Annotated in this window: 22 protein-coding genes; 5 read left to right on the forward strand and 17 right to left on the reverse strand. The window is 36.9% G+C overall.

Going from position 1 to position 20,020, the window contains the following annotated elements:
* Window positions 1-30: 30 nt before the first annotated feature.
* The 3 genes from ABE65_RS10515 to ABE65_RS10520 form a co-directional block, all read right to left on the reverse strand.
* The gene (locus ABE65_RS10515; RefSeq protein ID WP_066394502.1) at window positions 31-522 is read right to left on the reverse strand and encodes a dihydrofolate reductase; all 492 of its coding nucleotides are present in this window, start codon (window positions 520-522) and stop codon (window positions 31-33) included.
* A gap of 176 nt (window positions 523-698) precedes the next feature.
* Window positions 699-839, reverse strand: a complete 141-nt coding sequence (locus tag ABE65_RS21870) for a hypothetical protein (RefSeq protein ID WP_156499158.1) — start codon at window positions 837-839, stop codon at window positions 699-701.
* Between the two features lie 210 nt (window positions 840-1,049).
* Window positions 1,050-3,227, reverse strand: a complete 2,178-nt coding sequence (locus ABE65_RS10520; RefSeq protein WP_231887881.1) for an FUSC family protein — start codon at window positions 3,225-3,227, stop codon at window positions 1,050-1,052.
* Between the two features lie 265 nt (window positions 3,228-3,492).
* Here ABE65_RS10520 and ABE65_RS10525 point away from each other — a divergent pair, with 265 nt between their 5' ends.
* Window positions 3,493-4,830 carry an FAD-binding oxidoreductase gene (locus ABE65_RS10525; protein WP_066394504.1) on the forward strand — a complete coding sequence of 446 codons (1,338 nt, stop codon included), beginning with the start codon at window positions 3,493-3,495 and terminating at the stop codon, window positions 4,828-4,830.
* Between the two features lie 164 nt (window positions 4,831-4,994).
* Complete coding sequence (locus ABE65_RS10530) at window positions 4,995-5,780, forward strand: aminoglycoside 6-adenylyltransferase (protein ID WP_066394510.1); 786 nt, start codon at window positions 4,995-4,997, stop codon at window positions 5,778-5,780.
* 56 nt (window positions 5,781-5,836) lie between these two features.
* On the opposite strand, the gene ABE65_RS10535 is transcribed toward ABE65_RS10530, so the two are convergent.
* Both ABE65_RS10535 and ABE65_RS10540 read right to left on the reverse strand, forming a co-directional pair.
* The gene (locus ABE65_RS10535) at window positions 5,837-6,463 is read right to left on the reverse strand and encodes a pyridoxamine 5'-phosphate oxidase family protein (RefSeq protein WP_066394514.1); all 627 of its coding nucleotides are present in this window, start codon (window positions 6,461-6,463) and stop codon (window positions 5,837-5,839) included.
* Between the two features lie 15 nt (window positions 6,464-6,478).
* Window positions 6,479-6,769, reverse strand: coding sequence for a hypothetical protein (locus tag ABE65_RS10540; protein WP_082861382.1), 291 nt, complete (start codon window positions 6,767-6,769; stop codon window positions 6,479-6,481).
* Between the two features lie 238 nt (window positions 6,770-7,007).
* Here ABE65_RS10540 and ABE65_RS10545 point away from each other — a divergent pair, with 238 nt between their 5' ends.
* On the forward strand, window positions 7,008-7,328 hold the full coding sequence (locus ABE65_RS10545) for a hypothetical protein (protein ID WP_066394515.1): 321 nt from the start codon (window positions 7,008-7,010) through the stop codon (window positions 7,326-7,328).
* Window positions 7,329-7,598: 270 nt separating this feature from the next.
* Here ABE65_RS10545 and ABE65_RS10550 read toward each other — a convergent pair whose 3' ends face one another.
* The gene (locus ABE65_RS10550; RefSeq protein WP_066394516.1) at window positions 7,599-8,864 is read right to left on the reverse strand and encodes an MDR family MFS transporter; all 1,266 of its coding nucleotides are present in this window, start codon (window positions 8,862-8,864) and stop codon (window positions 7,599-7,601) included.
* A gap of 101 nt (window positions 8,865-8,965) precedes the next feature.
* Between ABE65_RS10550 and ABE65_RS10555 the strand changes: the two genes are divergently transcribed.
* On the forward strand, window positions 8,966-10,621 hold the full coding sequence (locus ABE65_RS10555; RefSeq protein ID WP_066394517.1) for an ABC transporter substrate-binding protein: 1,656 nt from the start codon (window positions 8,966-8,968) through the stop codon (window positions 10,619-10,621).
* A gap of 46 nt (window positions 10,622-10,667) precedes the next feature.
* Here ABE65_RS10555 and ABE65_RS10560 read toward each other — a convergent pair whose 3' ends face one another.
* The 7 genes from ABE65_RS10560 to ABE65_RS10590 form a co-directional block, all read right to left on the reverse strand.
* Window positions 10,668-10,973: a hypothetical protein gene (locus ABE65_RS10560; RefSeq protein WP_066394522.1), complete on the reverse strand. Its 306-nt coding sequence runs from the start codon at window positions 10,971-10,973 to the stop codon at window positions 10,668-10,670.
* Complete coding sequence (locus tag ABE65_RS10565; RefSeq protein WP_066394523.1) at window positions 10,958-12,001, reverse strand: anti-sigma factor; 1,044 nt, start codon at window positions 11,999-12,001, stop codon at window positions 10,958-10,960. Before ABE65_RS10565 ends, ABE65_RS10560 begins: the two co-directional genes overlap by 16 nt.
* Window positions 11,985-12,491, reverse strand: a complete 507-nt coding sequence (locus tag ABE65_RS10570) for a sigma-70 family RNA polymerase sigma factor (protein WP_066394525.1) — start codon at window positions 12,489-12,491, stop codon at window positions 11,985-11,987. Before ABE65_RS10570 ends, ABE65_RS10565 begins: the two co-directional genes overlap by 17 nt.
* A 229-nt stretch (window positions 12,492-12,720) precedes the next feature.
* Window positions 12,721-13,053 (reverse strand): DUF5662 family protein, encoded by a 333-nt coding sequence (locus ABE65_RS10575; RefSeq protein ID WP_231887882.1) that lies wholly within the window; start codon window positions 13,051-13,053, stop codon window positions 12,721-12,723.
* 190 nt (window positions 13,054-13,243) lie between these two features.
* Complete coding sequence (locus ABE65_RS10580; RefSeq protein ID WP_066394527.1) at window positions 13,244-13,528, reverse strand: hypothetical protein; 285 nt, start codon at window positions 13,526-13,528, stop codon at window positions 13,244-13,246.
* A 171-nt stretch (window positions 13,529-13,699) separates the two neighbouring features.
* Window positions 13,700-14,623, reverse strand: coding sequence for an aminoglycoside phosphotransferase family protein (locus ABE65_RS10585; RefSeq protein WP_066394529.1), 924 nt, complete (start codon window positions 14,621-14,623; stop codon window positions 13,700-13,702).
* On the reverse strand, window positions 14,604-15,410 hold the full coding sequence (locus ABE65_RS10590) for a serine hydrolase (RefSeq protein WP_066394535.1): 807 nt from the start codon (window positions 15,408-15,410) through the stop codon (window positions 14,604-14,606). Before ABE65_RS10590 ends, ABE65_RS10585 begins: the two co-directional genes overlap by 20 nt.
* Before the next feature lie 160 nt (window positions 15,411-15,570).
* On the opposite strand from ABE65_RS10590, the gene ABE65_RS10595 reads away from it, so the two are divergent.
* The gene (locus ABE65_RS10595; RefSeq protein WP_066394538.1) at window positions 15,571-16,506 is read left to right on the forward strand and encodes an RNA polymerase sigma factor; all 936 of its coding nucleotides are present in this window, start codon (window positions 15,571-15,573) and stop codon (window positions 16,504-16,506) included.
* A 70-nt stretch (window positions 16,507-16,576) separates the two neighbouring features.
* On the opposite strand, the gene ABE65_RS10600 is transcribed toward ABE65_RS10595, so the two are convergent.
* Genes ABE65_RS10600 through ABE65_RS10615 form a run of 4 tightly spaced genes read right to left on the reverse strand, consistent with a single transcriptional unit; the run spans window position 16,577 to window position 20,014 of the window.
* Complete coding sequence (locus ABE65_RS10600) at window positions 16,577-17,827, reverse strand: ABC transporter permease (protein ID WP_066394540.1); 1,251 nt, start codon at window positions 17,825-17,827, stop codon at window positions 16,577-16,579.
* Window positions 17,820-18,749: an ABC transporter ATP-binding protein gene (locus ABE65_RS10605; RefSeq protein WP_066400033.1), complete on the reverse strand. Its 930-nt coding sequence runs from the start codon at window positions 18,747-18,749 to the stop codon at window positions 17,820-17,822. Before ABE65_RS10605 ends, ABE65_RS10600 begins: the two co-directional genes overlap by 8 nt.
* A gap of 6 nt (window positions 18,750-18,755) precedes the next feature.
* Entirely contained in the window at window positions 18,756-19,610 is an 855-nt protein-coding gene (locus ABE65_RS10610) for an ABC transporter ATP-binding protein (protein WP_066394543.1), read from the reverse strand.
* Window positions 19,607-20,014: a GntR family transcriptional regulator gene (locus ABE65_RS10615; protein ID WP_066394544.1), complete on the reverse strand. Its 408-nt coding sequence runs from the start codon at window positions 20,012-20,014 to the stop codon at window positions 19,607-19,609. Before ABE65_RS10615 ends, ABE65_RS10610 begins: the two co-directional genes overlap by 4 nt.
* Window positions 20,015-20,020 lie beyond the last annotated feature (6 nt).

Below are 20,020 nucleotides of genomic sequence, written 5' to 3' on the forward strand. Positions count from 1 at the left end.
TTCTGTCAAGTTTGTTTTTTCTGATTTTAATTATTGTCCAATTCTTATGTATTGATGAAAATAATAAGTGTAAGGATTTTCTTGGTCCTTTACGCCTCTGACTCTCAAAATCTCTTTCCAATCTTTCTCGTTGATTTCTGGAAAATAAGTATCCCCTTCAAACACATGGTGTATCTTTGTTAAATACAATTTTGTCACCATCGGCATAAATTGGGTATAGATTTCTTCTCCACCGAAAATTACGACTTCTTCATCGCCTTCGCATATCTTTAGCACATCGTTTATAGAATGAAGAATTATACAGTCTTGAGATGAGAAATTGCTTTTCCTCGTAAGCACAATATTTTTCCTTCCAGGCAGTGCTCTTCCAATCGATTCAAAATTCTTTCTTCCTAGAACAATGGTTTTTCCCATCGTAACCTCTTGGACATACTTCCAATCTCTCGGCAGCCTCCAAGGCAAATCATTATCTTTGCCTATCACTCTATTTACATCCATAGCTGCTATTATTGAAAAGTTCATAGTGAATCTGACCTTTCTTTTGTCCTTTTTAGGAATTTCTTATACTTATTATGACTATCACTCTCACCAATAAATTGGAATCCATTATCAACATAAATCTCATCTTTCCCAAAGATATGCTCTTCCCATTCTGTTTGCTGAGGTGATAAATTAAATGTTGCGATCAGTTGTTCATTTCACATGACGATAAAAGTATCTTTTCTCTCGATTGCATATTTGAATTCTGTATCTTCACCAACCTCGAGCAAAAAACGCCATTGATCAATATTCCCATCTTTCATCCATTGGGCACACTCTTTTAATAGTCTAATAACCATTTGTAGGTCTTCAAGGGATGTTTTTTGAATCTGTAATGATTTTAAAGAGTTTATATCAACTTTCCCTCCCCTTCATTCTAAAATAATTTCGGTACTGTTTAATTGAATCCTCCTAAAATTATCCATGAAAAATGAAGAAACAGCAACGAAAGAGGACGTTGCTGTTTCTTCTTCATAACTTTAACATTGATTTATAGTCATCCAACACAACTACTTCTTCTCTGTTACTCCTCCCAACTCAATTCCTAACTCCACGAGGGATTGATTGATGCGCCATACATAATAAAGGTGATGGATGAGATCTCGTTGAGATTGCTTACGGCTAGGAGCAAGGCGCTCAAACTTCTCGCGTTCTTCATCTAACGATTGGAGGAAATACTCCCCTTCATTCTCTGTTAAAAGAGCAGATAAGGAATCGATGTTGTACTTTAGCTTTGTCTCAATCTGAATAAATCCTTCGAGCAATTCTTCCGGATATTCAAATCCTTTTCTATAAGCGGAAGCAACCAAATGTTTGGCATAATAGTTAATGGCGGCTAACCTTGTCATCCAACTGACCATATCTGAATAGATCGGTGATCCTGGCCGTTGAAGAAAGGACTGCGCTTCATCCCTGATCGTCTGAAGTTTCGTATCTAGCTTAAACGCACTTTCCGAAAGGTTCTTAACGTTTACATCTTCTCTGAATCCTCTAACATATTCGGAGACAAAAGGAGCAAGTTCTTCTAAGAATTCGTTAATCGATTCAGCGACCTTCACTTTCGTTTTCTTTGGAAAGATCAGATACGAAACTACTAAAGCAATCGATGCCCCTGCAATCGTATCAAGTACTCTAGCACTAATTAGGGAAAACGTAATTCCACCTAATAGAAGATCGTACATAAACGCAATTAGCATGGTGATAAACACACTCATTAACGTGTAAGAAACTGTCATTAAATAAAATGCTAGAAATACAACCAGAAAGAGAAAGATAACTTCCAATATAGTGTGTCCGGAAAGAAGTCTAGCAAGGCCAAAACCGATAATTGCTCCTATGATCGTACCAAGCGATCGTTGATAGCCTTTCGTATAAATTCTTCCGATCGACTCCGTTCCAAGTAGAACGACAAAGGCTGTAAGAAGAACCCAATATGGCTGAGCTGGCGATATTATTAGACCCACTATAATGGATAGAATTCCTGCTACAAGTGCTTGATACGCCTTTTTTGTAGAGGGTTTTAACGATCTGTCATCTGTTTTTGTATCTTCATCAACAGCTTTTTCAATTATATCTTCTTCTTTTAAAATGCTAGACTGCGCATAGAGAGATTGCTGTATAGTAACAGCACCTTCTATCACGTGATTAGCGATCGACTCGATTCTGCGAATGAGATAGATCCATCCTTGAGGAGGCTCTTCCCGTTCAAAAAGTGTCATGATTAATATACGAAGCTGTTGAACCGATTTTTCAGCAGGAAGAATATTTTGTTCCTTCACATGTGGAGCGAGTACTTCAGCATCACGAACAGCAATCGTCACCGCGATGAGTGATTTCTTAATCTCATCAACTTGTAAAGCATCTGCCGTTTTTAATCCCCGCACCGAGTCCACTAACGTTTCGATCAGCATCCCCGTATCAAACACATACAGGCGAAGTTGGTTGGGTAAGAGACCTGGCCAAATTTTTTTTACATCATTTTCGTTGATATAACCAGATACAATAAGAGCATAATCTCTTAACTTGGCTACGTTTTTTTCTAGTTCTTCCTTACGCTGAAGATTGGAATTCTTATCTTTCATCGCTTCAATCAAAAGGTTTAGTGTCAGGTTACTTTGAATATGAAACGAATGAATGCTTCTTTTTAAATTCTTTGCTGTATCTTGAAACAAGAAGAAATTTAGGATAAAGGCATAAACGACACCTACCCAGATTCCAATGTCAAACCATGGTAGCTGGTTACTGGATAATTTTAAAACTGAGGAAAAATAAACCGTCATGAAGAAAATCATGAACAAAGAAAAATAGCGTGTACCAAATCTTGAGAAATAAAAACTGCTAAAAACACTTACCACTAAAACCACATCTATGTAATAGGCGTTGTTGGCGACAAGAGAACCAACTGTTATACCCAACATAGCCGATAGTCCCAACAAAATTGTAGTTACTCTCATCTCTTTCTTTGTATCATCCATTACGACCATGATGCCCATCAAACCAAGCATACCTGAAACAATAGCTGGTGTGATTCCACCAGAATGACCGGTGTATCTCATGATCAAGAGGGTAGTAAATATAGAAAAAATCAAACTAGCAGTTGCTTTTCCTGCTTTTTGCAACCGCACATTTCCGGGATCAGCTGCTACCATCTTCGCTAACCACTGATGCTTATTATATAATCGTTGCACGGTTTACCCCCTTTTACTAAAACTATAATAGAAAATGATATCATGCGTGTCTTTTTTTAACCAAACGAACCGCTTTGAATCATTAAACAATAATAGTATTATTCCCTTATTCTTCATCTTTCTTAACTCACTATTGCTACTTTTTACTACATTTCTAATAAGTGTCTTTCTGAATAAACTCGTCTGTATAAAAGGTTTTAACCGACTATTCATCCTCTGCATACATTTATATAACTACAAATATGTTTTGCCGGGAGTGGAAATAATGGGATCAACAGAGTTAACAGGAAGAATTATCTTTAAAGGTGACCCTGGCTACAATGAAGCCGTTAGAAACTGGAACCCTTATGTCAACACATATCCTCTTGTATTCGTATTTGCACAAAATGCATGTGACGTTAGTAATGCAATCAAGTGGGCTAGAGAGAACGATGTTCCCTTAAGGATCAGAAGCGGTCGACATGCTCTAGACAAAGAGTTCAATGTGGTAAAGGGTGGAATCGTTATAGATACAGGTGATATGAATAAAGTGCACTTAGATAAGAAAAAGGGAATCGCTACTGTACAACCTGGAATTCGCGTTGGACCTCTTGTAAAAGGCCTTGCTCGAGAAGGCTTTATGGCTGTTTTTGGCGATAGTCCGACCGTTGGAATCGGAGGCATCACAACTGGTGGAGGATTCGGGCTACTTTCCCGTACAATTGGAGTAATATCAGATAACCTTCTTGCACTAGAGACCGTAGATGCATATGGACGGATTCTTAAAGCGAGTCCAACTTGTAACGAAGACTTGTTTTGGGCCTCTAGAGGCGGCGGTGGTGGTACGTTTGGATACAATACAGAATATACGTTTAAAGTGCATCGTGCACCTGAAACAGCAACGGTCTTTAACATTATTTGGCCATGGGAACAGCTCGAAACAGTATTTGAAGCATGGCAGAATTTAATGCCGTTTGTAGATTCACGATTAGGCAGTTATATAGAGATCTACAGCAAAGTAAATGGATTATGTCAGGTAACCGGTCTTTTCTTAGGTTCAAGACCTGAATTAATTCAAATCATACAACCTTTACTTAGTGCCGGAACACCTTCTGAAGTAGTCATTGAAACGCTCTTCTACCCAGACTGTATTGATTTCCTTGATCCACCTGAGCCACCTTATGCTGATCAAAACTTTAAATTCTCATCTTCTTGGGCGACTAATCTTTGGCCAAAGGAACCGATTAAGGTAATGAAACAATTTTTAGAAGAAGCACCTGGAACAGAATCCAATTTTTATTTTACTAACTGGGGCGGTGCGATCAGCAGAGTGCCAAAAGACAAGACAGCTTTCTATTGGCGGGATCCGTTGTTTTATACAGAATGGAACGCTACGTGGGTTGATAAATCCGAGGAAGCGAGTAGTCTTGCATCAGTCGAGTCTGTGCGTCAGCAGTTAAAACCTTATACGATAGGTTCTTATGTAAACGTCCCAGACGAAAGCATTCAAAACTTCGGGAATGCTTATTGGGCAACAAACTTTGCAAGACTGCAAAGAATAAAAACAAAATACGATCCTGAGAATGTATTTAACCATCCTCAGAGTGTCCCACCACTCTACTAAGAATTTATATTTGCAATAGTTATCCGGTATTTTGATGACCGGGTAACTATTTTTTTTGGGATGGTGACGTAAATTATTTTAAACTTGATAGTTGTTAATTTCCGTTACAGAATCTTACAGATTATGTTAAAATTTAAAAATATATAAATAAGGAGAGGTGTCTTATGTATACTCCGACAGAAAGAGATGCTTATTTTCAGCGTACGATCGATATGCTAAATGTGTTGCCTATGGTTGAAGGTGTTGTTCAATTAGGTTCTGGTGTAACGGGGTACAAAGACGAATTCTCGGATATTGATCTAATGATAGCTACGTCAACTGAGGATGAAGTCATTGGAGTGAAAGATAATATTCAGCAATTTTACAAGGATTTGAATCCCGTTATCATTAAAGAGAAGCAGTTTTCAAAAAATATTTACCTATTGATTGTTATTTTAGAAAACTCGTTGGAATTCAATGTTTCAATTCTTCAAAGGAATTCATTAAGTGTAAGATCTCCGTTGTGGAGAATAGTTTTGGACAAAACAGGCTTAGTCTCTGAGAAGATGGGAAAAGAGGATCGCTCTTTTTCAAACAAACCCGTAAAGTATGCTACTTTCGAAGATCCTGTTTTCGAATTTGTTTATTGTTTCATAAGATTAGACAAAGAATTGAAACGCCATAATTTCGTATATGCACTAAAGATGCTAGAGTCGATGAGAGATTACACGTTAATCGTTCAAGCTTTAAATGAAGATAAAAAACTTCATCAGTTTAAAGCTTACGACTCGTTAAATAGTGACTTTCTAAAAAAATATCTTTCAACATATCCACAATATATAACGTGTGATAGTTTGGTTGAATCTGCTTTATTATTAAAAGAATTATTTATACATACCGTAATGAGGAGTTCAATATATATACTAGATGATTCTTTACTTGAGTTGTTAAAACAAAAGAATCCCGCATAAACTATCAAAAGCACTGTACATGCAGTGCTTTTGATAGTTTCCTATAAGATTTTTAACTAGTAAAGCTTGCTCTTATAACCGTCCTTGAGGTCATTTGCTATTCTTTCTTCAGTCATTTCAGGTAGATTTACATGATCTGCTAGAATCTTTGCCGCGTTTGGGAGAGATTCTTTCTTTTCCCAACGTTCATGTTCCCAAAGTCCGGATCGTTTGAACGCTTTCCCACAATGCATATAACATTGTTCTACTTTAACTAGAATACCCAGAAGTGGAGATTTTCCTCCTGCTTCCATTTTTTTGAGTACTTCTTCATCTTTAATAATAGCAGCTTCACCGTTAATCCGTAGCGTCTCACCCATTCCTGGTATTAGAAATAGTAAACCTACTTTCGGATTTGAGAGAATATTAAACATTGAATCTACACGCTTATTCCCTGGTCGGTCGGGAATCACGAGATGGTGATCATCCAATACATATACAAAGCCTGGTGCATCACCTCTAGGTGAACTATCACAGTTCCCTTCATGATCTGACGTAGCTAAAATTAAAAATGGTGAATGTGCAATAAAGTCTTTGCAATGTTCATCTATTTTAGGGATAACTTTATTCTGCCCCCTAAGACTAGGAGTTCCGAGCATAAGCCTCAGCTCTTCTTGGCTGTTCACATAGTTAAAAGTTTTCACTATCGTTTCATCCCCTTACTTTCTAAGAGCATCCGCTGCCAGATGTGCATCTGTATTCTTGACGTAAATGTCGTATTGCGTGTTATCAATTACTGGCCGTTCTCTATCACCAAATGCCTGCCCCGGAATTCTCACTTTATATGCCACACCATCAGCTTTAAGTTTGGCTATGATATTAAAATAGTTTTCCTGACCAAATGCAGTATAGATGAGATTCATGTTACGGTAACGATACTTATGAACAAAAGAACCAACAATGATTCCGCCAAGCACAATCAAAAGAAAAAACCATCCGAATACCGGCATGCTTCACAACACCTCTTTTACGTTTCATCACTTCTTATACTCTGCTCGTTTCCACTAAGACTTTCTAAATTTTGATCAAATTTCATTTTGCGAATGTATCTAAATTCAATGATATGATGATGGAAAAATTTAGTCAACGAGTGAAAATACCCCCATAAATAAACGATTCCCTCTTAATAGTGTATAGAGTACATAAAAAAGTAATGACAGAAGTACGAACACTGTTAGGAGGCAAATCATGGAGCCGTATGTAAAGGATGCTCTGCTTGAATGGAAAGACGAAATCGAGCAACAAAAAAAAGAAATAGATGAAGAGTATGAAAAAGTAAAAACAGAACTTCAACTTTATTCTTATAAATTCGGAATCACGAAGCAAGTCATCCAATCTACCATTAACGAAGAAATGATCAAGAACATCAAGAAAACCTATCAAGAACCTTTTGAAGAAAAGTACAATGAATTGAAGCAACAGCTAAAAAAGCTTGAGGAAAAACGCAGCGTTTTCAATATGTTTGTAGAAAAGATCGAAATTGCTTCTGTTAAAGAATCCAATTCATAAAAAATCGAAGCTTGGAATTGATTCCAAGCTTCTTTATGTTTTCTTCTTGCTGGTTTCAATCTAAAGGCGCCTGTCAAAACGTGTCGAAAAACGGATAAATAATTTTATATACGGAATTAAATTGATTTACCTCGTATTTATTGTAATTTACCTCGTAATGGTTGTTATTACCCCGTAATGAATGATGGATGTACATACAGATTGTATAAAGATTGATTTTGTTCAATTGTGGTGGACATCATTAGTTGAATTTCCTGTACTCAACTATGTTTATTTTACAACTTGAGCAACTATCTCTTTCTTCACAGCTTTTTCAGTTGCCTTTCCTCTCAAAAAGAGACCAGAATACATGAAAAATGCGCCGATCATTATTATTACTCCCATATATACACTCATCATAACAGGAACTAAAAAAGCCCCTAAGATAATCGTCGAGCGAGCTAACATATCTGCTCCACTAAATGATACATTTGCAAATGCAGAGTAAGATCCTCTCTTATCGCTAGGAATCATATTCGCTTTTTCAGCTTCCTTAATCGGAGAGTAAATTAACTCTCCCATTGTAGCGATCACGTTAAATAGAAGTAATACATACCAAGCGTTTGCTGAAGTAACGGTCACGTAACCTATTCCGTATAACAACAACCCAATCAATAAAGCATTTTTCTTAGAAAAACGATCCATAACCCGGTTGATTAAGAATGTGAAACAAACAACCATCAACATGTTTTGGATGTTTAGCATACTGAGCATTCGAACTCCTGTGATCTCAAAATTACCAATGTGAAAAGAGTCGAAGGTTTCAGCCAAACGAATGCCAATATAACTGTTCAGTGTGAATTCCGCTGAAAAGATAAAAGTTCCGCCAATAACGACTTTCACGAATGCAGAATCTTTTAAAGCTACTTTATAGTTTTGAAACAAGTCCAGAAAAACATTCTCATGTGTTTTTTCCAAAAAGCCTGTGAACTCATCTCGTAACCAAATTCCATAAGCAATAGGAATGCTGATTGATGTTACGGTTAACAACACAAAAAGTTCAATCTGATGACTTACATAAAGCAAACCACCTAAAGCAGCTCCAATCGCCATCGATAAATTAATCATCCAGTAATCAAGCGTGTATACTTCTTTTCTGTTTTCAGGTGTCGTTGAATCCATAATAATCGCATGCATGGCAGGTCTTCCTAGGCTGCTTGTAACAGTGAATCCTATATAAGCGAATGCAAAGACCAGAATCCAGTTTTGTTCAGGGAACAAGCTTACGGTCATGAGTAAAAACATGACTGCATTTAAGCAAGAAGTTGTCATCAACACTTTCTTTCTTGGAAAACGATCCGAAATGTAACCACCGATTAAATTGACAATGAATCCAATAATAACTGTTAAGATCAAAAATGTCCCTGCCCAAACCTTGCCCTTCTCCATAGCAAAAAACAAGGCCATAAATGGCATGACGGCCGATGAAACGGCTCGATTAAAGAACGATGTAATCAAACGCACTTTAATATTTTGGGGGTATTCTCTCCATCCCATGTTGTCCCCTCCTTCTCTGTATTGTAATATTAAACTAGACTACAAATGATAAAAATAGACAATTATAAAAATCATGTCTACTTTTAAGTTGGAGGAGAAACATGGATAACAAACTTCTTGTTCTATGGAGATACTTTCCATCTGGTCATATTCGAACCGAAGAAATTGCTGAGGCTCTTCAGATCAGTCAGAAACAAACAACACGATATTTAAAAAAATGGAACGATGAAGGCTGGTTAACTTTTACTCCAGGTCGTGGAAGAGGAAATGTTTCACGTCTTCAATGGCAAAAGAATATCGAAGAAAACTTTGAGGATGAAGTATTGCTCAAGCTGGATCATGAACCCGTTGAAATTAGCAGTAAATATTTAATGTATGATTGGTCAACGGAAACAAAGTTAAGATTGATGAACAAATTTTATACGCAATTTGGCTTTGTGCAGGAAGCAAAAGACAAACTGGTGGTGCCAAAACGCTATCCTTTTAGGACCCTACACCCATTAGATGCAGCAGATGCACATAGCGCAAATATGGTATCGAATGTATTTAATCGACTCGTATCGTTAACCGATCAAGGAGAAATCATGCCAGAACTTGCTCACAGCTGGGATGTTTCATCTACGAAACTACGACTTTACTTAAGAAAAGACGTCTGCTTTCACGACGGATCTGTTTTAACAGCAACAGATGTAATCAATTGTTTAGAAAAACTTAGATTTCATGAACAAAACAAAGATTTATGGAAACCGATCGATGAAATGGTTTCAAAAGCTCCACTCGTGGTCGATATTTTGTACCCAGGAGGCTGCAGCTATATTCTTCCGTTGTTAAGCATGATGACATCGAGTATTTATAAAGAAAGCAAAGGAAGGATTTATGGGACTGGAGGGTTCTTGGTAGAAGAAGACAATGACCAAAAAACAACGCTTGCCGCTTTTAAAGAACATTTTCAAGAACGACCGTTACTTGATGCTGTTGAATTTGTTAAAGTTCCAAAAGACTTTCCGATTGTTTACCACTCATCTTTAGAACCGAATCATCATGAAACCTTTCAAGTAGAGAGTGATTCGGGCTTTGGTGTACTTATCATGAATGCTTATCGTAGCGGATCACAGATTGCTAAATTAGAGGTACGGCATTACATCCATCAAATTCTAGCAATGAATCGCCATAGGATACCTGAATATGAGTCAAGAGCCATACCGAACGACAATAGTTGCATGATCGGAAATCGTCTTCCCTATTCAATACCTACAGCAGTTAGGCCCGAATTTACAGAGCCTCTAATTATTAGGATAGCGGAGCATACAGAAGAAGCTTCTAGATGGCTTCTAGACACGTTTGCTCAATATGACATCCCTGTTCAAGTCATACATGTATCTTTCGAGGACGCTATTTTTAATAAACAACTAACTGACCAAACAGACATGTTCATACATGGTGAAATATTTGAATTGAATCAAGATCTGTCTTTCTATTTTTTCTTAACAAATGGGTTTGCACCACTACCATTAATTTTAGGGAAAAACAAGAGATGGCAAAAACGCATCTCTCAATATATTCATACACCATTTGGAGAATGGACGAATTTGAATGTTGCAGTCGAGAAGGAACTTATTGAGGAAGCCATTATGATCCCGCTGTATTATCAAAAGAGGTATATACCTTTTTCAACTGAATTGATGAACGTGAATATCAAGCATTTCGGATATGTTGATTTTTCTAAACTATGGTTAAGGCCAACGCTTGATCAGTAAAATAAAAAAAGGATCTGACATTTCAGATCCTTTCTCTCACTGGAAATCAAGGTTTTGCGTTAATGGTCCAAGACAATCCAAACATCAATCCAATAAATATGGGGATGAAAAGATTGATTCCTATTCCCCACCAGGCGAACTGTTTGGAACGATTCATTGTAAACAATCCCACTACTCCTAAGAATACCCCAAGAAAAGGTAATTGAAAAAGAAATAAGTCAGGTATATCCATTGTTTCTATCAGTAACCCAATATTTAATACTGCCAGAGCTTGTAAACCAATGATAAAAGATATAAATCCAGTTAACGTCTGCAGTTTTCTTCTGCTTTTTTTCTTTATTTCCAGTTCCATAATTTGACCTCCCCTACTTTTATCGCTCGAACAACTTTCATTTGTTCTAATTTTCTTAACTCTGGGACGGGTCCTGTTACAACTGCCCCATAAATCAGAATCCCTTTGTCTTCCACATATTCACGCCTTTCTTTTATTTCAAGAGATTTTATCTTTGATACAATCTCAGCAGTTTGTTCATTCTTTTCTAATAACTTTAATATATCGAGAAATACTTCCTCGTTCGTTTGATCTCCGTCAAAAGGTGACCAAGTTGTAGAATCGACCTGTGCGGGATAGCCGATAGGTGTAATTGGAACACCCTCTTTATCCATTTGCTTAGCTTCTAATCCTGTATCAACCGCTAACCACCGAATCTCCATTTCTTTCGGTAACGCTTTTTCAATTTCATTAGGTTTCATTAGTTCTGAGAAAGAAAGGTAAGCTTCTGCAACTGTACCGTCGGGAAGACCTTTTAATACATCCCATTCGTCTGACATATTAAATGGTACACCCGCATCAGGATGATACATTTTTTGACCGTCCTTCACAACATCTATTCCATAACCCATCGGAGGAAGCTGCTCTAAGAATGATATTTTTTCAGGGAATTTTGGCTTATCCAATCCGAAATATACATCTACCTTCTCAGCTAGATAATCTTCACTACCAATGCGCTTAAACGTATCAAAGTTCACATTCATGGAAAATAAACCAATCTCACTTTCTATTTCCATCTCTTCTAAACTTACATTGGGTTCAGTTACATAAATTGTTTTCCCTACTACATCGATCATCGTGTTTGCTTTACCACCAATACCGTAATACAAATAAGTGATTAATGTCATGAGGGGTAGAATAAGAAGTAAGATCGCTAGACTTATCATGACGGTTGCATTACGAGCTGTATTTGATCCTACTTTAATGATTTCTTTTTGTTCTTCTTCAGATAGAGAGGGTGAGGTATGAATGTCGTTCTTCGTCTTCATCATGTAAGCTTTATATAGATTTTCGTCATTATTTTGATCCTGTTTATGCTCGTCGCTCATCTAGGTTCATCCTTTCCTTAACGCGTTCTACTAGTTTTTTTCGACCTCTTGAAATATGACTTTTTAATGTATTCAGCTTTATATTTAAAATATCAGCTGCTTCTTGATAACTAAGTTCATTCAAATCGCACAACAAAACTACCTGTTTTTCGATCTCTTTTAAACACTTTAAATCCTCCATTAATAATAAGAATGATTCCTTTTCTAACATCTTACTTTCCGGTGTATTTTCTCTTCTATCTACATCTTCTTTAATCTCATCAGTAAGAATCGTTTTTTTATTCTTTCTTTGATGATCTATAAATGCATGGTACGCAACTTTAAACAACCAAGCTTTAATGTTGTTGATCTCATAGTCTGCCAAAGTTAGATATGCTCGATAGAATGCTTCTTGCACCAAGTCTTCCGCAATATGGTGATTCTTCGAAAGAGAATACAAATAGCGGTAAAGATCATTCATATAGTGTTTATAAACATCCTCTAGTTGCACAACCGCTCCCCCTTTCATATCAACCACGTTTTAACCATAAAAAAAGTTGCAATATTTTACAATTATTTTCAATAAAAAATACTCAGATTGATTTCTGAGCATTCTCGGGTTCCAACTTTTCAATTATTTGTGCACATTCTTTCCTTGTGTCAGGATGCAAGATTACTCGATCCGTTAAAAGATTGGCGATCAAACGATCCGATATGGTTGGTCCTGATCGTTTTCTTCCTCATCTTCTTGAGATAGATTTATAATCACAGATCATCTCAAGTATAAACTTTCGGGGAATCGGCACCGCTTCTCTTTTAAGCTGATCAACCACCCAATAATTCCAATGATGCTTATTGTGATGTTGATGATGAAGCCAGGCATATTGCCATTCCACTTCACTCGGCTTCTCATCTGAATAAAATTTCTTTGCATATGTAAAAAACTCAGCTGGATGAAGCTTAGATAGATCATGTGTAAATGCTTGAACATAAAGTCCTAACTTCCAGCATTCTATAAAGACATTCAATTTATGTTCAAAGATATAAAGAAGATATTTTCCATATGCTGGCATGATTCTTCACCCACTAATTAAATATTTTACTTCCATAAAACAGAATCAGCGTAAAAATGATTATCTCAATGATTATTAGTCCCGTTCGTTTCAATGGTGTTCCTTTGTACTTCATTCGTTCAAAGAGATATTGTATGAAAATAATAGCAATTGCCGTGTAAAAACTATCTAAAAGTGTCACATTTATCACCTATTTATCAATAAAGTTTACCAGGAATACAAATACAAATATTGTGATGAATGTATATCGAGATCCTACAACTTTATTTTTATCACCTAGGATTTTTTCAAATATCTCTACAAGTATTCGATATAATGTAGCACTACCTAAAATTACTAAGATAAAGGTAATGGGCTTCTCCCAAATACTTTTAAAATCTACAAATTGAAAAATCGTAAGTATCACAATAAGTCCACAAAGCTCTCCGATGTCGTTCTTAGATCGTTTAAAGAAAAAACGACTCAGTGTATTCATAAGCTGTCCTCCATTATGTCTATTATCTATACTTCATATTTCATTCCTTAATAAGTCTCATTATTCCTTCTGAAATTTTAAACTTACCAATTTAGTACAAATAATGAATATAAGATGTATGAGGAGGTTTTCTATGAAGGCTGTATGGTTTAAAAAGACGCACTTCTCAATTTAGAGAAGTGCGTCTTTTTGTATGTATTTCTTCACTAAGTTTTTGAAGACTTGAATGGTATTTAAAAAGCTTTCTTGCACATGTCCATCTTCAATCGTCCAACAAGTAGCTAAAACAGCATGTGAGTAGGCTCTTAACAAAACTCTATCTTTATTCAAATTCAGTACATCTACAAAAATACCAATTCGTTTTTCTGATATCTCTTCCACTCCATGTTCAGGTAATTTATTCAGCAAATATTGAACAACCTCATATTCACGGTCTCCGATCAAACCCTTCGGATCAATCGCAGTCCAAGAACCGTCTCCATTTGCTAGTATATTGTAATGATGTAGATCGGCATGAAGGATATAAGGCTCCTCTATAGAACGATTTAATTCTCTAAAAATGGATAGAGCTTGTTCGATGGTGGATTTTGAGACCAGTTGATAATCATCGTATTTTTGATAGATTCGTTTTAGGCTATTCTCACGTTCAAGTACAGTCGGAAGGTTAGATTTGGCTGGAGCAGGAACCATTAACTTCTTTATCACTTTAGCAGCAATTACAGTAGCCTCATCATCATCTTCTATTTCTGCCAATGTATGGCCTGGTTGTATACGTTCAAGAAGCATCAGACCTCGTTCCTTCTCATACGCTAACAATTTAACTGTATTCTCGCCAGACAGAAGCTGAAGTGCGCTTAGCTCCGTTTCATATTCTTTCTGATCAATCACAACTTTCAAAACCATTTCACTTCCATCACTTCTTATAGCGGGTGCGACGAAATTGTACGAAAGATTGAAAGGTTGTTGGATGTGAAGATCATAGTTCTTCTCGCAATAAGAGAGTAAGTCTTCAAAAGTACTCAACCATTCACTTGCTTTTTCTCCATGTACACCTATAATTTGTTTAATAAATAAATCAGGAAGTTTGTAACTCATTCCCCTCTCTCCTTATGTCATCTTTTTTTCTTTGTATGTTGTATTCGTTGTACATCAACTTCATGGACTCTACTATTCTTTCATCAGATAAGGTGTTTGTATAACGATTCGGAAGATTATTGGCTCCTAAAACATAGAGCAAGGGATGTTGATGAAACTCTCCTAAAATCCCTATATCCACCACTAAGCTTTCAAAACCCCCGCTCATATGATTCAACATATGGTTTGGAATCCCTTCAAAGTGATCTTGAGGTCGAACTAGACCATTCATAACAGGTAACCATAATTGCGGATGACGGTGATACCCTTCAAAAATAGCTTTTAATACAGAAAGCACTTCACTAATTCTCCCTTTATTTTCAACATCCCGAGGATTTGAAGAAAGATTTATGTGTTTGTAAGAACTATTTATCTCTGTATTTACCTTTTCCCACCCTCCACAAAACTGCACAATATTATCTGCAGCTTTACTATCATGACAAGCGATCATCACTTCAACAAGATCTCCTAAGGACAGAGAAGTTCTACCTTGAATATGTGGAAATAAAACGGCGCTGTTCTCGTCTTTATCGAGTTGAAAATCCTCAATTAAGTCACTCCAATGAAACAATCCTCTCTCCACCCAATTTGTTATACAATATCCAATAACCACTTTTGCAGCTGAAGCTAGTGGAACGATTAGGTCAGGATTAAATGAACACACAACTTCTTGGTGTTTCGTTGAATAGATGATGATACCTACTTGTTCTGATTCAACGGTCTTTAATGTTGTTAGTACACTTTGCATCTTGATTACTCCTTCACTTTATGTAATTGTAATTATTATCCAACTTAACAATAACACACTTCATTTCTAACTTTTTTAAAAAAACTTCCAAAAAAGCGTATAATTCTCAGTAGGATAATCGTTGTACATAGTGAACGGCAATTAAGAAGGGAGTTATAACATGTCTCAATCAACGAAAACACTTCACGGGCAATCCAATGAATTACGCCAAAAATTTGACGAAGAAATCCAAGATTTCAGTGATGCACTATGGAACTATTGCAGATACCTTACAGGTTCACCTTGGGATGGTGAGGATTTATATCAAGAAACGCTGCTCAAAGTACTAGGAGGATTATTTACAAGATGGCATCCAACAAACTTAAAATCCTATGTATTTCGCATCGCAACCAACACTTGGATCGACCAATGTCGTAAAGAAAAACGTACGCTTGGAGAACTACATGAAGAATATGAAGCCTATGAAGAATTTTCGGACAGTCTGGAGTTAGAAGAAGCTCTTCAAAAATTAGATGACCTTTTTTCTCCACGACAAACTGCTGTGTTTCTTCTTTTGGAGATCTTTCGCTTCCAAGCAGATGAAGTTGCGAGTATGGTAAGAACAACGCCTGGCGCTGTTTATGCCTCAGTGAGAAGAATGAAATATAAAATACGAACCAATAGAGATCATTCGATTAAACCGAAGCTTGAAAATTCACCTCAAAAATCAAAGACGATACAAGCCTATTTAAAAGCATTTAATCATGGTGATCTTGAAGGGATGCTTTCACTCATAAGTGATCAAGCTCATTACGAAGCATCATTAGGGTTTTTAGAAGTAAATAAGGATGAAATCATAAATGGATCACTAGCATACGGCTTACCAGGTCATCATGCTATTGAATGTGAGCTATGGGGTAAACATGTCATTGTCGTATTGGCTGAGTCTGATCAAGGTCAGCTTGTACACGATATTCAATACCAAGAAGTCGAAAATAACAAAATCGTTTACCACAGAAGCTTCTTCTTTAGAAAAGAGTTCATAGTGGCTGCGTCAAAAGAATTGGCATACAAGCCACAATTAAACAAGCCTCCACTTAACTGGGAAGATGAATAAGAAGTCTAATAAAAACTCCCCTTCTTGTTACTAAAACAATCAGAAGAGGAGTTTTCTTTATAGTATTTATCTAGTAACGCAGCCACTTCCAGATTTCACTTGGAGTTGCATTTTTTCCATAAAGTAAAATCCCTGTCTTAAACACCTTACCAGCTAGTTTCATCAACAGCCAAATACTAGCTAACAAGATAATCAAGGCAATAATGATCTCAACCCACGGCCATTCATCCAATAAGGAAAGACGAAGGATAAGGATGCTTGGAGATGTAAGTGGGAAATATGTGGCAACTTGAGCGATGATGCCGCTCGGGTTTGCCAATATTGGGCCTATGAATATGAGCGGAAGAAACGGCAACATCATGACGATTCCTTGAAAATTGCTTGTAGCTGTCATATCTTCAACCGTTGCACCAATACCAACGAAAATAGCAGCAAACATTAAGTAACCTGCTATAGAGATCGCTAGCAAAAGCAATAGTTCCGGTACAAAAAGATATTCCATGACTGGTAGCTCATATCTCCATGCTGCAATCGGAACAACGAGTAATAGCCAAGTTCCTACTTGAACAAGTCCTAATATGAAATAACCGATGATTTTCCCTTGCATTAAGTCTCCAGGTGTTACGGAGGATAATACAATCTCAGCTACCTTTTCCTTCTTTTCTTGAGAGGCACTCTGGAAGATCATCATACCTGTCATAACGATTGAAAAAAGTACGATACCAGCAAATGCACCTGGGATTATCCGTTCCATTGAGCTGTCATCCGCACTCTTTTTATCTGACGGATTCAGAGAACCTGAACCAGTTTGTGTTGAAGCTTCTTCTGACTTGATCTCTATTCCTTTTGTTATCGATTGAACGACTTCTGGAGAAAGGTTAAGCTGATCAAATTTCACCTGACGCAGTGGCTCTTGTAGAAACTGCACTTCACTTGAAAAGGTGTCAGGCATTTCATTGCTTGTGAAAACCTTCACTTCTCCTGTTTTTACCGCATTATCTGTCAATGCCACATAAGCTTGGTTTTCGGATGATTCTATCTTTTTAAGTATCTTTTTTGAATCATCTGTTAATTCTTCCATCTTCCAAGATAAATCTTGGGATTTGACCAAACCATTAACTTCATCAAAAAGGTTCAGTTCATCATTCACATAAACGGTTACGGTCTCTGAATCAGGTTCTCCTTCCAGCTTTTCAAGGAGTGTCGGAAAACTAGCGAACACGATAAATAGAAGCGGTGTCAAGAGAAGTGATATGATAAAAGATTTATTTTTCATGTTCCGCTTAAGTTCCCACTTTGCAACTTTCCAGCTGTTACGCATACTTCACACCTTCTTTCACAATCATGTTTTTATCAGAAGCGATATCAATAAAAATCTCATGCAAAGATACACGATCGATTATTAATTCATATACATTCAATTCTATTGGCAACTCTCTAAGCCAGGTTGGAATGTGAACATCTTGCTCTAAATAAAGAATCGTTCGATCCTCTTTACTCTCAACGCGGTGAACAGATGGGATATTACGCAACAGTTCTTCAGGGTTGTCACCTATAATCGTACATTTAAAGTTTGCGTATTCTCTCTTTACATCTTCCATGGCACCATAAATCACTTTTTTGCCTCGATGGATCATAAATAATCGATCACATAATTCTTCCACCATGTTCATCTGATGAGAAGAAAGGAGAATTGCTGTGCCATTGGCTGCAAGTTCTTTAATTTCTTCTTTAAATACCTCTTGGCTTACAGGATCAAGACCTGAAAATGGTTCATCTAGAATAAGCAGTTCTGGTTCGTGAATAATCGCTGCGATCAATTGAACTTTTTGCCCCATCCCTTTTGACAGTTCTTCAACCTTTGTGTTCTCTTTACCAGCAAGTCCGAATTTCTCTAAATACTCCAAAGCACGTTTCTTCGCTTTCTTTTGTGGATAGTCTTTAAGTTCAGCAAAATAAAGCAAGATATCCATCACGTTTACGTTTTTATACAAACCTCTCTCTTCAGGTAGATAGCCTATTTTATGACGAGGAATTTCAGAACTCCCATGAAAATGAATGGATCCTTCATCTGGATACATAATGCCCATAATGTTACGAATTGTTGTGGATTTCCCGGCTCCATTCGGTCCAAGAATCCCCATGATCTCACCACGATGTACTTCAAAAGAGATATTCGAAATAATCCTCTTATCTTTAAACGATTTTCCTAATCGCTCTACTTTCAAGATGCGCTCATTCATCATCTTTTACCTCCCCATTAGCATGTAAGTAATAATTTCTTCTACTTCTAAAACCTCTGATTGTATAATTTTTATTTCATTTTTCTTCAAGAATGTGTCTGTTTGTTCTACATCATTAGAAATGAGCAGACGATCGTTCAAACGGTCGATCTCACCAGGAATTTTTTCAATCCCTAACCCATTTTCAAACCAATAACGCTTGTATCGATACACTAGTTCTTCTTTTTCGTATTTACCTATTACTTTGCCATCGTTCATGATCACGATATAATCTGCTAATTTCTTAATATCTTCTACTTGGTGGGTAGCGATAACGATCGCTCTCTCGTCTCTCTCCATCCAATCTACAAGAATGTCCATTAACTTTTGTTTTGAAGGAATATCCATATTAGCTGTAGGTTCATCTAAGATTAAAAGTTTTGTGTTCTTAGAGAGAGCTAAAACAATGTTAAGTTTTTGCTGCATGCCTTTAGACATTTTTCCAAAACGTTTATTAAGATCAATTTCAAAAGTCTTTACAAGATTCATAAACATTTCTTGATCCCAGTTCGCATACCAAGGTGCCATCAAATCTCTTAGTTGTTTTCCAGTTAACAAGTCACAACCTAGAACAGATTGTGGTTGATAGGCAACCTCCTGTTTCCACTGATCACTGGACTTTACACTAGCTCCAAAATGCAACAGTTGACCGTTGTCCGGTTTCACAAGATTCATCATCATTTTGATGAGTGTGCTTTTCCCTGCACCGTTGTTACCAATTAGTGCCGAAATCGTACCGAGTTCAATATCTAGATCTATTGGGCCAACTGTGAAATCATCTACTGTTTTCTCTACTCTTTCAATTTGTGTACAAAGCTTCATTCACTACCACCTCGATCGTTATCTTTAAGTCTTGCTAGTACTTCTTCAAACACAGATCGAATTTCATCAACTGAGTAATTGTGTCGAAGAGCGGTCTCTACACCTTTTTCAATCGCTTCAGATACAGATGATACTGCTAACTTCTCCATCTTTTTTACCTCCACTTCAGCAACGAAAGTTCCCTTCCCTTGCGTTGTTTTGATAAAGCCACCGTACTCTAAATCTTGATAAGCCCGCCGAGTAGTTATAACACTGATCTCTAAATCTTTTGAAAGTGCTCGAATGGAAGGAAGAGGTGAACCTGCTGGTAACTTACCACTAACAATGAGTGCTTTAATTTGTCCTTCTATCTGATGGTAGATGGGAACCCTGGAATCTCTGGAGAGCTTTATAGGAAGTTCCATATAGAT

The organism is Fictibacillus phosphorivorans, from assembly GCF_001629705.1.
GTDB lineage: Bacteria > Bacillota > Bacilli > Bacillales > Fictibacillaceae > Fictibacillus > Fictibacillus phosphorivorans_A.

Coding starts and splice junctions, on each gene's coding strand:
- ABE65_RS10515 (WP_066394502.1), bottom strand. CDS start 522: ATGAACTTTTCAATAATAGCAGCTATGGATGTAAATAGAGTGATAGGC.
- ABE65_RS21870 (WP_156499158.1), bottom strand. CDS start 839: ATGGTTATTAGACTATTAAAAGAGTGTGCCCAATGGATGAAAGATGGG.
- ABE65_RS10525 (WP_066394504.1), top strand. CDS start 3,493: ATGGGATCAACAGAGTTAACAGGAAGAATTATCTTTAAAGGTGACCCT.
- ABE65_RS10530 (WP_066394510.1), top strand. CDS start 4,995: ATGTATACTCCGACAGAAAGAGATGCTTATTTTCAGCGTACGATCGAT.
- ABE65_RS10540 (WP_082861382.1), bottom strand. CDS start 6,769: ATGCCGGTATTCGGATGGTTTTTTCTTTTGATTGTGCTTGGCGGAATC.
- ABE65_RS10545 (WP_066394515.1), top strand. CDS start 7,008: ATGGAGCCGTATGTAAAGGATGCTCTGCTTGAATGGAAAGACGAAATC.
- ABE65_RS10550 (WP_066394516.1), bottom strand. CDS start 8,864: ATGGGATGGAGAGAATACCCCCAAAATATTAAAGTGCGTTTGATTACA.
- ABE65_RS10555 (WP_066394517.1), top strand. CDS start 8,966: ATGGATAACAAACTTCTTGTTCTATGGAGATACTTTCCATCTGGTCAT.
- ABE65_RS10560 (WP_066394522.1), bottom strand. CDS start 10,973: ATGGAACTGGAAATAAAGAAAAAAAGCAGAAGAAAACTGCAGACGTTA.
- ABE65_RS10565 (WP_066394523.1), bottom strand. CDS start 12,001: ATGAGCGACGAGCATAAACAGGATCAAAATAATGACGAAAATCTATAT.
- ABE65_RS10575 (WP_231887882.1), bottom strand. CDS start 13,053: ATGCCAGCATATGGAAAATATCTTCTTTATATCTTTGAACATAAATTG.
- ABE65_RS10580 (WP_066394527.1), bottom strand. CDS start 13,528: ATGAATACACTGAGTCGTTTTTTCTTTAAACGATCTAAGAACGACATC.
- ABE65_RS10585 (WP_066394529.1), bottom strand. CDS start 14,623: ATGAGTTACAAACTTCCTGATTTATTTATTAAACAAATTATAGGTGTA.
- ABE65_RS10590 (WP_066394535.1), bottom strand. CDS start 15,410: ATGCAAAGTGTACTAACAACATTAAAGACCGTTGAATCAGAACAAGTA.
- ABE65_RS10595 (WP_066394538.1), top strand. CDS start 15,571: ATGTCTCAATCAACGAAAACACTTCACGGGCAATCCAATGAATTACGC.
- ABE65_RS10600 (WP_066394540.1), bottom strand. CDS start 17,827: ATGCGTAACAGCTGGAAAGTTGCAAAGTGGGAACTTAAGCGGAACATG.
- ABE65_RS10605 (WP_066400033.1), bottom strand. CDS start 18,749: ATGAATGAGCGCATCTTGAAAGTAGAGCGATTAGGAAAATCGTTTAAA.
- ABE65_RS10610 (WP_066394543.1), bottom strand. CDS start 19,610: ATGAAGCTTTGTACACAAATTGAAAGAGTAGAGAAAACAGTAGATGAT.
- ABE65_RS10615 (WP_066394544.1), bottom strand. CDS start 20,014: ATGGAACTTCCTATAAAGCTCTCCAGAGATTCCAGGGTTCCCATCTAC.